Source organism: Mesorhizobium sp. M3A.F.Ca.ET.175.01.1.1, assembly GCF_004791945.1.
Lineage (GTDB): Bacteria > Pseudomonadota > Alphaproteobacteria > Rhizobiales > Rhizobiaceae > Mesorhizobium.
Window position 1 is genome coordinate 579,467 of sequence record NZ_SRTP01000001.1, and the last position, 13,335, is coordinate 592,801.

Below are 13,335 nucleotides of genomic sequence, written 5' to 3' on the forward strand. Positions count from 1 at the left end.
GACTAAGCAGATGAGAAGAGTGAGGGTGATGGATGCCAGGAACTGTCTATACCGTGAGATTTCGATTTCGCGTCGGCAAACATTTGCAGGTGGACGACACACAGCTTGAACTGCATCTCTCGGGGAAAAAGGCCACGCTGACGGGCGAGAGCAAAGAAACAGCCATTTCAGAAAATGAATGGCTAATAATGAAGGTGGGAGAATTCGCTTCAGAAGACGACGCCCGATCATTCGCGATGCGGATGAAAAATGCGACATTGATCTCATCGCTCTTTGTGCGTTTAGGAGTGGACGCTGGTTTTGAGAAGCAGGCCGGCTGGATAAGCGACGAATTGTTGAAACAGATGAATGCTGAAAGCGGCAAGACGTACCGACCAGTCATTCACGGAATTGATGTTTACCCAGATGACGGAGCGGTTGGCGTATACAAGATTTCAGCAACCGGCGTCGTGCGAACAAATCCTGGACCATTTTTCGAGTGCATTGATAGTTTGCTGGCCAAAGGCGATCTCGATCTGCCAGACGCTTTGATCAAAGCCATTACACTACTGAACTCCGCTCTCATGAACCCCGAACCGCTTGCGCAGCTCGTGCTGGCGATATCCACTGTTGAAGGTTTGGGGCAGGACGAGGATTGGCTTCCGGACCAAAAAGCCTTGATCGCAGAAGCTGCCAAGTTGGCGGAACACGCCTCGGGCCTGGCGGTCGAAGAAACAGCAGAGGTTGTCGAAGCCATCAAACGTCACTCGCATCACCTAAGCCTCCGGCAAGGCGTTTTGAGAGCTCTTGAAAAAGCAGGGCTCAGTTCCCTGAAAAAGGAGTGGGATGACGTCTATGGGTATCGGAGCGCCATCTTTCACAAAGGTCACATTGGCAAGGAGGTCGAATACTCAATCTTCGCAGGGCGTGCAGTGACAATCTGCGGCCATATCATTTTGAAGACTTGCGAGCAGTACCTCCAAGGCGCTTCGGCCATGGCAGATAAATATTTCCCCCTGTCAGGTTGAATGAATGAGCTTGCTCTATCAACCAAACAAATGCGGTCGTGGGAATCGCGGGCACAATTAGTTCTTCGTCAAAAGACTGAGGAGCAATTGTAGTTGCTCTGCGCGACCGCTTTTGCTCAAGTGACGGCTCTTGAGCGCTTTGTGAACAAGGGGAGCTGACACATGGAAATTGCGTTCATCGATCCGGCACCGGCAATGGCCGCGCGCAGCGCAGCGTGGCAATCACGCTTGCCGGGCGAACTTCGATCCCTTCCTGAGCGGCCAGCTTGGCGCCAGGCGGCCAAGATCGCGAATCAGTCGGTCTAGCCAAGCTTTACCCACTCGTTACCCATGCGGATGAAATAGCCGTATCTAACTTGCGTGTCTTTTCGCCGTTGCTCTTCAGGTACAAGATTTACAATGATTGGAAACTTCCCGGGCGGTTCCATATGGGCACCTGCCAAATGCGCCATAAGCTGCTCGGCACCTTCTCCGATCTTGTCCACAACATCCGTCATAAAGGTAAGAAGTGGGACTTCACTCATTGGCGTATCGGGATGGACGATCGCAATCGACGGCGGCTCGACGGTGTTCTGTGGGGTCAATCGGAAGTCGGACAATTCAAGCCATTTCGTGTGGTCGCGGTGGATAATGCAGTGGCGAGCGTTCCTCATAAATTTGATGAAGTCGGCCAAAGCGCGTGCGAATTTCGTAAAATTTGCTTCTCTCCCGGCCCGTGTTTCGACAGCAACTACGAGGGTGTCAGGCCACCCTTTTGCCGCAAGTTCTTCCCGGTAAAACACACCGGCAATATCGACAATGGATTGAAGGGTGCTCTCTGCCTTCAATATAAAATTCTTTGCCCGGCTCTCGACTTCAGTGACCGCTGGAAGCCGCAATGCTCTCGACTTGGGAACCGCATCATAGGATTGTTCAGCGGCTTCCTGATCTGCCTTGAATTGGTCAGCAATCTGCGCGACCGCTAACAGCTCCTTCATTGTGGCAATCGAGGCCATCAAGCAGGCCTCACGAACTTCGTCTGAAGAAAAAAAGGACTTTGTGAACAGTGCCTCTGCTGTCAATAAAGTGCGGCTTACCTCGTTCGACTGCGAACCGGATTTAGCGACAAGTTGCATGCTGTTTGGCACGTGGATGTTCTCCCGTTTGGGATCGACGTGATCCGCAAGCTGTAGCGCGTAGACCGCGCGCTCCTTGACTATGAAAAGCGATTTCTTGGTCGGCACCATGCCCGCAACTGCACCTTCACTGCTATCGCCGACGTCCATCACGCCTGCGCTTTCCCTCAACTTGTCAATCGGACGCTTCCGGGGCTCGTCTGCCTTGAAATGATCTTTGTCGCCTGTCAAAGCCCGCCTCCCCGATTGTCAATCTGATCGCTCATCCCGAACTCGCATCTGCCGACGCATCTGACATCGAGAAGATCGCCGAGGCGTGAGCTTCGCGGCGCACCTGCGCACCAGTCAACACGAAACTATCAAGAAGATAGCCAAGACCTCCGCGCGGCGGCCATAGGGCCATGGCCCACCATCGCGTCGTGGCGATCGAGGCTCGCACAGTGTCCTGATCAGAACACTGCGTGACTGCAAATTTAACGGCCATTGGCCGCCCAATTACGTTGTGCGATAAGTCTGGCGGAAAACTGTGGGGAAAAGCGGGGCGGGCCGTGGCATCGTTCGAATTCGATATCGAAAAACTAATGGCAGGCAACATAGCGAAGCTGCGCCTAGAGCGAGAATATTTCAGTTCACTCACGTCCCATCGTGGCGAAATTGGTCGCCTAAACGAAACTCATCTCGTTCGAATGCTACGCAGCTATCTGCCGCCCAAATTTGGGATAGGAACTGGGTTCTTGGTATCCGGAGGAGAAAAGATAGACCAGAGCGCCCAGTGTGACATCATCATCTATGATGCGATCAACAACGCTCCATTCTATTCGTCCGAAGCATGGCAGGTATATCCGTAGAGATGGTCTACGGGGTCATTGAAGTCAAAACTCGGATAGACAAAAAAGAGCTCGCAGACGCGTTTAATAAATTCTCCCGTATCCACTCCCTTTGCAAAACATCAGCTGGCAAGCCTAACAAGAAATATCTTAGGCCGCTGGTGCCAAGACCAATGGAGCTAGTCGCGCATCAGCAATATTCCGGCAGCCTGCCTCCGCGCTTCTTTATATTTGGCTACGAAGGACCCAGCGAAAAAAGCCTCTCCCAAATGTTCGACACCGTAACCAGAAAAATGGGCGAGGTTCACGTTGACGGGTTATGTGTCTTGGATGAAGGCAGCGGGCTGTTTCTGCAACATATGGTTTACAGAGAACCACATGAGCGCACTTCTCCAATCAGCACCAACGGATTTTGGCGCTTTCTGATGGATATGCCGGTGGTTTTGAATTCGCTGGTTCAAGGGCTCGCGCTCAAAGTTGATAGGGAGAGTTTAACTCCAATGGTGGAGGCACAAGGAGGAGAAGCCAAGGATGTTCCCGATAGCTTCTTCTACCGACGAGACTTTTTCGATCCGGTCGACATCGAGCACTACAACCGAGCGGCCAGCTTGAGGCTCGCGCAAAAACCGCAGGGCCACGACGATGGGCAGTGATTTCAATTCTTGGTACAGTCCTTGGTATAGGCGATGCTGTAGCTGATAAAAATTCAGCAAGATCAATTCCGTACGCCGAGAATTGGCCTCCCACTTCTTCCGCCAAGTCTTCGAATCCTTATTTCGAAAGGCTTTAGCGGTTTCCGATTAGCCAGTATGCTAACCTGACGGGTGCTGCATTTTTCGCACCAATTCGTCCTTAGCATTCCACTTGTTCGAATTCGACGCCCATTAACCCAAATCTTCATACCGGCCAACGTCGAAGGTCGCTGCCAGGATCTTAAATGTAGCTCCTACCTCCCATTCCTCGGGCCTTTCAAGAGTTCCCACGGCTCGACTCGCAGAACCACAGCGAGCTGCTCAATGATCCTGAGGCTCGCATAATATTTGCCCTTCTCGATCTGACTGAGATAGCTCCGGCTAACGTCCGCCTCATACGCAAGGTCGTCCTGAGACAGACCTCTTGCATGTCTCAGCCGTCGCAAATTAGCAGCAAGAACGTCCCGCAAATCCATGCGGGAAGCGAACTCAGTTGCTCAAAATATACACCTCGATATACTGAACAAAATAGGTAGTTGCACCCCGAACCCAGGAAAGGCTCACCATGTCCACGGATTGGCCATTCGGACGGCCGGCCGAGTTCGCGGGGGAAGTCCAATCCGGGAGCTTTAAGGGCGCCATTCGGGCAAGTGCCATCGCGAGGCAGCCCCCCGACCAAAAGGCAAAAATTGAGGCAGTGATGTTTGCCCTGTGGGCTCAGGGGCAAAGCGAAAGATGGGGTGAAAGCACTATCCTGCTAGTTATGTTTAGCCGGGCGGTTGCCTTAGTGATCGGAATTTTCATGCTTCCCGCAGTTCTAGTTCGGCGCCTGCCTGGCCTATTAATCGGCGGCGCCGCTGTTCTCGCAGCTTCCTACGCTTTCGATTGGTCTCTTCCCCCGCAAACCCAAATTGGGTTGTTTCTTATCGCCGTCTTGGTTCTGTTTAAAGATGACGTTTCACGATGGGTACGGGATTTCCTGTTTGATATCGGCGACGTCTTTTCAAATGGGGCCCTTACGCGGCGCTATGTCAAGCGGCACTTCCTTTATGGGCCAATTACGGAGCTTGATGACACTGACGGATTGAAGCTGCATCTCACTCGCAGCCGTCCCCTCATGCCGGGGCCATGTGACGAAGAGACCAAGGCATTCCAAGAGATCGTCGCGCGTCAGATTGAGGATTGGCCTTCTCTGCGGACAGCGGTGGATGGATTTTGGAGAGAGTTTCCAAACAACCCAGAGTACTGGCAACGCCTGGGGGAGAGACCATAACAGCTAGAGACGTTGGAGGTCCGCCATTGACGCCCACTGAACTCGTCGCTGATGCACGCACTGTCCATATGTCCCGTCTTTGGCTGCAAATTCAGAGTTGTAGTGGCAGGTAATTAGAGCCGGTGTCCGGAGCCGCGCAGAAGAGAGCGCAAATTAGGCCGCCGGAGCACTCCCCGCAACCGGGTAAGGACGGGGACAACGCAGATCCCTGCCGACGGCTAGCGCCCTCATTCCCCCGTTTTGCCTAATAAGGTTGCCTATAATAGATGGAGCAGCACACAGACAGTACCCTGCAAGTAGTCAGCGGACTTACTGCAGTTACCCGAGATGCTCGTTTAAACGAGAAATATAGAAAGTTTTCTTTAGACTATTGATTATGTTTCCCGACTAATTACGTATCAGGAACCAAATAACCACGCGCTTTCGCACAATAACGTGCTTAGCGGAAACCGACCGGACAACTACTATGCACTCACCTTCTATGGGGGTAGCGCGGTGCCTGCGGCTACGCGGCCCCTCACCCTTGGCTGAAATGTGGACCCAGGCGGGCGACGCCCGTGTCCAGCCGAATACCTCTAACACACTCTTCTTACCCGCACGGATGGTAGCTCGCCGCTACTCGGTCAGCCTCATGACAATATTTCGTTGGCTCCAAAGCGACGTTGGCTTTCCGCAACCCCTCTACGTCGGAAGAAGGCGCTATTGGCCCGAAGGCGAGTTGCTCCAATGGGAAGCCTCGCGTCGGGAAAATGCTGGACCCAGCCAACAGAGAGGGCGGCAATGAATAAGGCTAACGCAGCTGTTCCGAAGAACAGCAAATCCAAAAAGCTCAGCTCCGGCAAGTTGGTACCCCAGCCCGTTTTCCCGGATGCGGCCAACGAAAACGCTTCAGACTTTGTCATTCTGGACTGGGATCAGTGGGCAACCAGGGTTCAACCTCCTCGCGAAAAGCTGATGGTTCCGATCATCCCCGAAAAAGGATTGATAGAAATTTATGCGCCAAGAGGGGTCGGGAAGACCTTCCTAAGCCTGGGAATTGCGCTCGCCGTTGCAACCGGGACAGACTTCTTGCGTTGGAAGGTCCCTAGGCCACGTCGTGTACTCTATGTAGACGGCGAGATGCCTTTCAACGACTTGCAGGAAAGGGCAAAATGGATGGTGGCGGGGCTCGATGCTCCGCCCCAAAAAGACTTCTTGCGCCTTTTTGCAGCCGACCTGCAGCGCCATGGGATCCCCGACCTCGCCTCCGAAGCACCTGACGGCCGGAGCGCTGTCGAGAATGCCCTCAGACTAGGGGAACCGGACCAAACAGACCTCTTGGTTCTCGATAATCTCTCGACCCTCACAAGAACGGGGTCCGAAAGCTCAGACGAGGCATGGACGTTCATGCAGGATTGGCTGCTGAGACTCCGTCGCCAGGGGGTGGCCGTGCTGTTCGTCCATCATGCGGGCAAGGGCGGAAAACAGCGTGGGACTTCCAAGCGCGAAGATGTTCTCGATACCGTAATCAAACTGAGCAACCCAGATGGCTACCAGCCAAGCGAGGGAGCACGCTTTGTGATCAGCTTCGAAAAACAGCGCGGGTTCCTCGGTGATGATGCTGAGCCGTTTGAGGCAAGGTTCTCTGAGAATAAAGGCGTCGCCTCCTGGGAGACGAGACCAGTCGGCAAAAAGGCCAAAATGGATCAGGTTAGGGATTTGGCTGCCGGCGGAAAATCGTACCGGGAAATACAAGAACTGACGGGCATATCGAAATCTGAAGTTGGCCGCCTGTTGAAGGAGCCCCCAAAACTCAGCCCGACAGAAATAGACTCCGTAATGGACGCCCCATACCCTGGGACAATTGCACCCCGAAAGGTTACGTCCCATTAGAAAGCCTTTCGTGCCTGTCTTCCACTAATGTCCCAAACCCCCTTTTTAAAGGGGGTGGGACAGTGGGACAGCGAAGGGGCGGACGGACATCAAAAAGGCGAAAATGCTTAGACTTTCCTTCCTCGATCCGGTGGGGCCCCACATCGACGTCTGGGGCCCACAGAGGCTTGGGGGGAACCTCCCCGGTAGGGGGCAGCCGATCGGACTATCCCCATTCGGTTAGCTAAAATGGCTCGCGCAGCGGCTCGGGCGCTTGAGCGTCAAATCCGAGAATTGCTGCTCACCGGCAACCTTCTCTTTTATTATCAAGCGCTTAAACTGAACGCCAGGCGACAACATGATGCTGGGGTAAGGATTGGGGTAAAATCGCTTACCAGAGGTTTGTTAGTTCATGCCGACAGATGGACTGAGGTTGCTAGTGGCCGCCCTGAGCGCTTCCGTGGTTGGCTGCGTCCCTATATGACGGAGTGCGTATCACTCCGGGGACCTGAGATGACCGAACGGCTGGATAGAATTGCTCTTGTAATCACCGCAGGAGCGATCGGCTTTTGCTTTGGAGAAATGTTGTCTGGTGAAACCCGTGGCGTGGACTGGGAGACTTTAGTGACCGGGCTGTTGGCTATCGCTGCGGCCGCCTGGACCGTTAAGGCCACGTTCGGCATAGATAGGCAGCAGGAGCGTCGACATCGGCAGTTGGTTGCGTTGACCCTTAGGGCCGACAAGCTGAAGGTTATGAGGGCTCGTTTTGGTGCCGTTGACACGCTGCGCCGGCTAGCGTTTTCGTTTGAGGACCAGATCGTCGCCACTCGTAAGGCTCTCGACAATCGTCCTGCCAAGGCTTTAGAAGAGCTTGAGCAGGCTAGGTTTATTTGGCTGAATCTTGCCCTTGCACAAAAGGTGATGAACGCTGAAACGCTGCATGCCGCCGTACCTCTGTTCGAAGCAGCTATGAACCAGCGATACGTGAGGCTCGGCGGCTTTTTAAATTCCATTTCGCAGCAGGACGTGGACATCGCTCGGGCGTCCCTTGGCTCTCGGGGATCCTTTGCGCCGGAAGATAATCAGTTCGACAGGGCGATGGAGAGCCTTTTGACGAAGCTTCCCACCATCGCTCAGGACTGCAAGGTCTTCAGCGACGAACTCGACGCGCTGGCGGACGAATATGCACGGGAGACTTAGGCTTTGCGCTGGGTAAGCAAGGCGGCCCCAAGCCAGGACCATAAAGCTGAGCGCTTTTAGGCCCGAACGCTCTAAGCAGTTTTTCTCAGAAGTGCTACGTTCTCCGCGACGATGGCCTGGACACGAATGGCCCACGTCTCCAAGGCCTGTCGCTTTTCATTCTGATACTCGTACCTATTATAGATCGCAGCAACGCCGCTGACTTTTCCGGTCTTGTGGTTTAGGATTGCCTCGGTCACTTCCTGCTTGATGCCAAGTTGTGCGAGTTCCGTGGCACACGTACGGCGCAAGTCGTGCAGATGCCATTCAGGCAAAGCCGGCTCCCCGCAATGCTTGTCTAACGCCTTCTTGCCGTTGCTGAAGCCGCTGAATGGCGTCTTCGCCGTCGTGGTGAAGACGTATTCCGAAGGCTTCCCGTCCGCATTTGCGATCCTAGGCAATGCCTCGATTATCGTCTTAGCCAGCGGTGCTATTGGTACGATGTGGGGGCGGGAATTCTTGGTTCGCGCTGCTTCAAGCGTGATCGCGCTCAGATCGTCAGAAAGTTCGGACCATTTGAGTTCGGCGATCTCGTCCCGGCGCTGGCCAGTCAACAACAGCAGTTGGGTCATGGGACCAAACGGATAACCGCATTTCTCTGCCGCTTTCCAAACGACCTTGATTTCGTCGTGAGTTAGCACGCGGTCGCGGCTCATCGGTTTGCCCGGTACTGTGGCAAGCTCAATGATGTTGCGGCCGATCGCTCGGGCTACTGGCTTCCAACGGAAGAACGCGGAAAGAACCGCGAAAGCGTTGCGGCGTGCGCCGGGCCTCAGCTTGTCTAGGAGCTTTTCAACGTCCCGGTAATCAAGGGTCCTGATGTCGGTGACGTGGCTCCAGTGCGGCTTGATATTGGTTGCGATAATCCGTTCGTACTCATCGGCCGTCGAGCTTTTGACCGCCTTGCCCTTAAAGCCTGTGGTGCGGGCGGTGTTAACGAAATCATCGAACCATGCGTCAAGGCCCGTCTTGTCGATCTTTTGCGTGCGGGGATCGTTGCCGCGCTTGGCATCGTTACGCACGCGTTCGGCGACAGCGCGAGCCTGTGTGACGTTGAGCGCTTGTGTTGGCGAAATGAGGGTTCCTATGCGATCGTCCGCGCTGCCCACTTCGTCATAGCGACCGATGGTCACCTTGGACGCCTTTCCGCCGATCTTCGTCCGCACTGCCCAAGACTTAGAACCACTCGGTTGCACCACCAGATAGAGTCCAGACTGGGTGCTATCGGGCACCTCTTGTCGGGTCGTAGCAGGCACCAAATTGTTGATGAACGAGGCGGCCTTTTTGAACTGACCAGGGATCGACGCAGGCATCGGCTTCCGCTCCGGGGTAACCTCAGGGGTAAACTGGGGTATGATATTGCATGTTATTGAGCGTTATGCAAACCGATGCTCTTCAAGCATCATCCTGTTGATTTGTCATGTGTTTATACCGATTTCTGTTACCTATCGTTATCTCATGGGGTATGCTGGCATAAAATTTGTAAACCGAAGGTCGCGGGTTCGATCCCTGCCGGGGGCACCAGCAGCACACGATTCAATCAGAGCCAAATGTGGAACGCAGCGGCGTCCGCCGACAAGCGTTCGGCCGTCGATCGCCGCGCCGCCTCGCACTCCGCGGCGATGCCGGCGCAGTGAGCGGGGCGTGCGCCTGTGGGCCGCCTCAGGGGCGGCTCATGAAGGAAGTTCATCCCGCCATTTGATGGCTTCCATCTCGACGCGGACTGCGTCCTGAACGTCGATGACCTGACGGACGTCGAACTGGAATGCCGGGAAGGTCGAACACATTTTGTGAACCACCAGCGGATCATCTGCCTCGAGCAGCATGCTGCCGCCCCATTCGCCCACTCGCGCCACGAAGGCATGGACCTTGACCTCGCTGGGTATTTCCCAGTGCTGGAAGATTTTCAGGATCCGCTTTTGGACATTCTCGTATTCAATCGCCGATCCCTGTGGCCGCTCGCTCCAATTCACGAGGTATTTCATGATCTCCTCCCTCGGGTAACCGCGAAAACCCAAGCGGCATTGTAGCTCCCGAGGCGAACTTCGGATCGTCTCCTAGTCTCCTCCAATAGAGGTAGGCCTCAGGATACGAAAGTGGTGAATCTGCGCGACGTTTGAAATGCACGCGGGCTTCGATCCCTGCCGCGGCGCCCGTCCTAACTGTGTTTCAACAAGACACCATTTCTGGCAGGGTGCTGCCATGTCGCGAACGCTGATCGTCGTTGGTCTCAGCATAGTTGCCATAGGGCTGCTCTGGCCATGGTTGGCCCGGACCGGACTTGGCAGACTGCCTGGCGACATCGTGATCGAACGTGAGAACTTCAGACTCTACATTCCGATCACCACCGGAATACTGATCAGCATCGGGTTCTCGGCCATTCTTTGGCTGATCAATCGTTAGGGCGGTCCGGCCGCCGTTCTTCTGCTCGCGCTTGATCTTCTCACACCAAGATCGCCGCCAAAATCCTATTCTGTCGCCTGATCGCCATCGCGTGCCACTACATCGCCGGGCGCACCTGTCCAAGCGGGCAGAGGTGTGTTTAGCGGAGCTAAAGGCTTCCAGCTTCTGGTACCGGCAGCGTCTCCGACGATGATCGCCTCGCGAAGCTGACGTCCCCCCTGGGGGTGATTCACTTTCATGCGGGGGCCTAGGTATCGTGCCTCTCCCGCCGCTCCTATTCACAGGAGCCCATGACAATGCGGGGAGGATCTGAGGCAAAGATCGGACATTGCCGGGAAATTGAGGGAGGAGAACGTGCGTAAAACGACGCTTATTGCCTGCGGGCTTGCGGCCAGTCTTTTGGGCATTGGAGCAGCCGCGTCGCAGGAGGGCGCAGCCCAGGGCGACACTTCGAAGATGCGGATCGCCCTCACCGATGGCTTCAGCTCGAACTCCTGGGAGCAATCGGCCTGGAATTCCTGGAACGCGGTTGCCGACCAGGCAGTCAAGGATGGAGTGATCAAGGAACAGAAGATCATCACCGGCAACGACGACCCGGTTCAGCAGATCACGCAGCTCCAGAATCTGGTGCTTGAGGGCTTCAACGCGATCGCCATCGACGCCGCCTCTCCAACCGCTCTCAACGGCGGTATCAAGGATGCCTGCGACGCGGGCATTGTGGTGGTGGTCTATGATTCTCTGGCGACCGAACCTTGTGCGATCAAGCTGAAAGTCGATTACCACGACTACGGTGTGCAGGAGACCGAGTACCTGGCGAAGAAGCTCGGCGGCAAGGGCAACATCCTCGAAATCCGCGGCGTTGCCGGCTCGCAGGTGGACATCGATATCTCCGCCGGTATCAACGATACGCTGAAGAAGTATCCCGACTTGAAGAAGGTCGGCACCGTGTACGGCAACTGGGATGGAACCATCACCCAAAAGCAGGTCGGAACGATCCTTCCCACCCTGCCGCAGGTCGACGGGGTCGTGGGCCAGGGTGGCGACGGCTTCGGCGCTTATCAGGCCTTCAAGGCGGCGGGACGTCAGATCCCGACCATCGTCATGGGTAATCGGCAGGACGAACTGGCGCTCTGGAAGGAAATGAAGGCCAACGGTTACGAGACCTACTCGATCTAATCGATGCCGGGCATGTCAACCATAGCCTTCTGGATCGCGCAGCAGGTTCTGGCAGGCAAGAAGGTTCCCAACACGGTCAACGTCCCGCTCCTGGCCATTCACGACGATACGCTCGATGCCTGGCTGGCGGCCACGGCCGTCGGAACAGCAGCCTCGCCGCACTACACCAAGGACGATGCGGTGGCGCTTATGGATGCAAGCGCGGCCGGCAAGAGCGGCAGCGATCTTCCGCAACCCAAGGTCCCGCAATAAGGCCGGTATTTTCGAACATGACCGTCGAGACACTTGAGAGAGGGAAAGCCGGGCAGGCTTCCCTCTTGTCGCTGCGCGGCATCAGCAAGTCTTTCGGCCCAGTCGAGGCATTGCGGTCAGTCGACCTGGAGCTCCAGCGCGGCGAACTGCTTGGCCTGATCGGCCACAACGGCGCCGGAAAAAGCACGCTGATGAATGTGCTGATGGGTGTTGTCCTTCCCGACAACGGCACCCTCTCGATGGACGGCAGCCTGGTCACTGGGGACAATCATCCGTCCCGTGCCCATACGTTGGGAATACGCTGCGTTTTCCAGGAGCTGTCGCTCTGTCCCAACCTGAGCGCGATCGAGAACACGCTGGTTGTCCATCCACACTTGGGCGGGCTGGGTTGGGAGAAGCGCAGTCGCGCTCTCATCGCGCACACGCTGGGCGAGATCTTCCCGGGCAACCGGATCAAACTCCACGCGCCGATCTCCGAGCTCGCCATCGGTGAGAGGCAAATGATCGAGATTGCGCGTGCCTTCACCGAGAGCGACTCCCCAGCCAAGCTCGTGATCCTGGATGAACCTACGTCGTCGCTGGATGCGAGCGCAGCGGAACAGCTTCTCGCCTACCTCCGCCGCGCATCGGCGGCCGGGCGCAGTTGCATCCTTATCACCCACAAACTCAACGAAGTGCTGGACCACACTCAGCGCATCGTGACCATGAAAGACGGCCGGATCGTCGCCGATGTGCCGGCCGCGGGCCTCTCCCGTGAACGGCTGTTCGAGTTGATGGGCGCGGTCGCCAGGGCGGAAACAACGCCCACCGGTTCTCTCGTCAAGGGCAATCTGCGGATCGAGATCGCGGGGTTGGACGGAATGCCTGCGGTCCACGTTCAGGCCGGCGAGGTGGTGGGGCTCGCCGGATTGGCTGGTCATGGCCAGAAGGACACACTACGCCGCATCTATCGGACCGCCCGGACCCGCAAGGGGGACGGACAATGCCGGGTCGAAGGCGGAGCTGCCTATGTCAGCGGCGACCGCCAGCGCGAGGGCATCTTTCCGCTCTGGTCGATCGCACTCAACGTTTCGATCGCCAGCATGCGGCGGCTGGCCCGTCGAGGCTTCATCGATGGTGTCGAGGAAAGGGACCTGGCCGAGCGCTGGCGGCAAAAGGTCGGAATCCGCAGCTCCGGCCCCGACCAGTCGATCATGGCTTTGAGCGGTGGCAATCGACAGAAGGCTCTGGTGGCCAGGGCTTTCGCCTCGACGTCCGAGATCATCCTTTTCGACGATCCGACCCGCGGCGTTGATATCGGCACCAAGCGTGAGATTTATGAGCAGATCCGCGCCGAAGCGGGAAGCGGTCGTTCCTTCGTCTGGTACACGACTGAAAATGACGAACTGTTCCTCTGCGACCGGGTCTATGTCTTCCACGAACGCAGGGTTGTTGACGTGATCGACCGCGCCGATCTGACTGAAGACCGGCTCATCCGCGCCTCATTCGAGGGACACTGAC

The 13,335-nt window shown here is 56.1% G+C and carries 15 protein-coding genes; 11 read left to right on the plus strand and 4 right to left on the minus strand.

Annotated elements, in window-relative coordinates; genetic code table 11:
* Positions 1–32 precede the first annotated feature (32 nt).
* Together EN818_RS02900 and EN818_RS32520 are read left to right on the plus strand one after the other, a co-directional pair.
* Positions 33–1,007 (plus strand): hypothetical protein, encoded by a 975-nt coding sequence (locus EN818_RS02900; RefSeq protein ID WP_135903952.1) that lies wholly within the window; start codon positions 33–35, stop codon positions 1,005–1,007.
* Positions 1,008–1,169: 162 nt separating this feature from the next.
* Positions 1,170–1,313 carry a hypothetical protein gene (locus tag EN818_RS32520; protein ID WP_189523760.1) on the plus strand — a complete coding sequence of 48 codons (144 nt, stop codon included), beginning with the start codon at positions 1,170–1,172 and terminating at the stop codon, positions 1,311–1,313.
* Here the strand turns inward: EN818_RS32520 and EN818_RS02905 are convergent.
* Positions 1,310–2,353: a hypothetical protein gene (locus EN818_RS02905; RefSeq protein ID WP_135903954.1), complete on the minus strand. Its 1,044-nt coding sequence runs from the start codon at positions 2,351–2,353 to the stop codon at positions 1,310–1,312. The genes EN818_RS32520 and EN818_RS02905 overlap by 4 nt on opposite strands.
* A gap of 230 nt (positions 2,354–2,583) precedes the next feature.
* Here EN818_RS02905 and EN818_RS02910 point away from each other — a divergent pair, with 230 nt between their 5' ends.
* Both EN818_RS02910 and EN818_RS02915 read left to right on the plus strand, forming a co-directional pair.
* Positions 2,584–2,970: a DUF6602 domain-containing protein gene (locus EN818_RS02910; protein WP_135903956.1), complete on the plus strand. Its 387-nt coding sequence runs from the start codon at positions 2,584–2,586 to the stop codon at positions 2,968–2,970.
* Positions 2,952–3,602: a hypothetical protein gene (locus EN818_RS02915; protein WP_135903958.1), complete on the plus strand. Its 651-nt coding sequence runs from the start codon at positions 2,952–2,954 to the stop codon at positions 3,600–3,602. The genes EN818_RS02910 and EN818_RS02915 overlap by 19 nt, the downstream gene beginning before the upstream one ends.
* Positions 3,603–3,895: 293 nt before the next feature.
* On the opposite strand, the gene EN818_RS02920 is transcribed toward EN818_RS02915, so the two are convergent.
* Positions 3,896–4,117, minus strand: coding sequence for a helix-turn-helix transcriptional regulator (locus EN818_RS02920; RefSeq protein WP_135903960.1), 222 nt, complete (start codon positions 4,115–4,117; stop codon positions 3,896–3,898).
* Between the two features lie 89 nt (positions 4,118–4,206).
* Here EN818_RS02920 and EN818_RS02925 point away from each other — a divergent pair, with 89 nt between their 5' ends.
* The 3 genes from EN818_RS02925 (at position 4,207) to EN818_RS02935 (ending at position 7,965) form a co-directional block, all read left to right on the plus strand.
* Positions 4,207–4,914, plus strand: a complete 708-nt coding sequence (locus EN818_RS02925; RefSeq protein ID WP_135903962.1) for a hypothetical protein — start codon at positions 4,207–4,209, stop codon at positions 4,912–4,914.
* A 780-nt stretch (positions 4,915–5,694) separates the two neighbouring features.
* On the plus strand, positions 5,695–6,786 hold the full coding sequence (locus tag EN818_RS02930) for an AAA family ATPase (protein WP_189523761.1): 1,092 nt from the start codon (positions 5,695–5,697) through the stop codon (positions 6,784–6,786).
* A 492-nt stretch (positions 6,787–7,278) separates the two neighbouring features.
* Positions 7,279–7,965, plus strand: a complete 687-nt coding sequence (locus EN818_RS02935) for a hypothetical protein (protein WP_135903966.1) — start codon at positions 7,279–7,281, stop codon at positions 7,963–7,965.
* A 71-nt stretch (positions 7,966–8,036) separates the two neighbouring features.
* On the opposite strand, the gene EN818_RS02940 is transcribed toward EN818_RS02935, so the two are convergent.
* On the minus strand, positions 8,037–9,317 hold the full coding sequence (locus EN818_RS02940) for a site-specific integrase (protein WP_135903968.1): 1,281 nt from the start codon (positions 9,315–9,317) through the stop codon (positions 8,037–8,039).
* A gap of 360 nt (positions 9,318–9,677) precedes the next feature.
* Complete coding sequence (locus tag EN818_RS02945; RefSeq protein WP_095807346.1) at positions 9,678–9,989, minus strand: DUF3303 family protein; 312 nt, start codon at positions 9,987–9,989, stop codon at positions 9,678–9,680.
* A 217-nt stretch (positions 9,990–10,206) separates the two neighbouring features.
* On the opposite strand from EN818_RS02945, the gene EN818_RS02950 reads away from it, so the two are divergent.
* From EN818_RS02950 to EN818_RS02960, 4 genes are all read left to right on the plus strand, one after another.
* On the plus strand, positions 10,207–10,407 hold the full coding sequence (locus EN818_RS02950; RefSeq protein WP_095807345.1) for a DUF2905 domain-containing protein: 201 nt from the start codon (positions 10,207–10,209) through the stop codon (positions 10,405–10,407).
* Positions 10,408–10,761: 354 nt separating this feature from the next.
* Positions 10,762–11,583, plus strand: a complete 822-nt coding sequence (locus EN818_RS02955) for a substrate-binding domain-containing protein (RefSeq protein WP_245518790.1) — start codon at positions 10,762–10,764, stop codon at positions 11,581–11,583.
* Between the two features lie 12 nt (positions 11,584–11,595).
* Entirely contained in the window at positions 11,596–11,835 is a 240-nt protein-coding gene (locus EN818_RS33485; protein WP_245518791.1) for a hypothetical protein, read from the plus strand.
* 17 nt (positions 11,836–11,852) lie between these two features.
* Positions 11,853–13,334, plus strand: a complete 1,482-nt coding sequence (locus tag EN818_RS02960) for a sugar ABC transporter ATP-binding protein (RefSeq protein ID WP_095807344.1) — start codon at positions 11,853–11,855, stop codon at positions 13,332–13,334.
* Position 13,335: the final 1 nt, after the last annotated feature.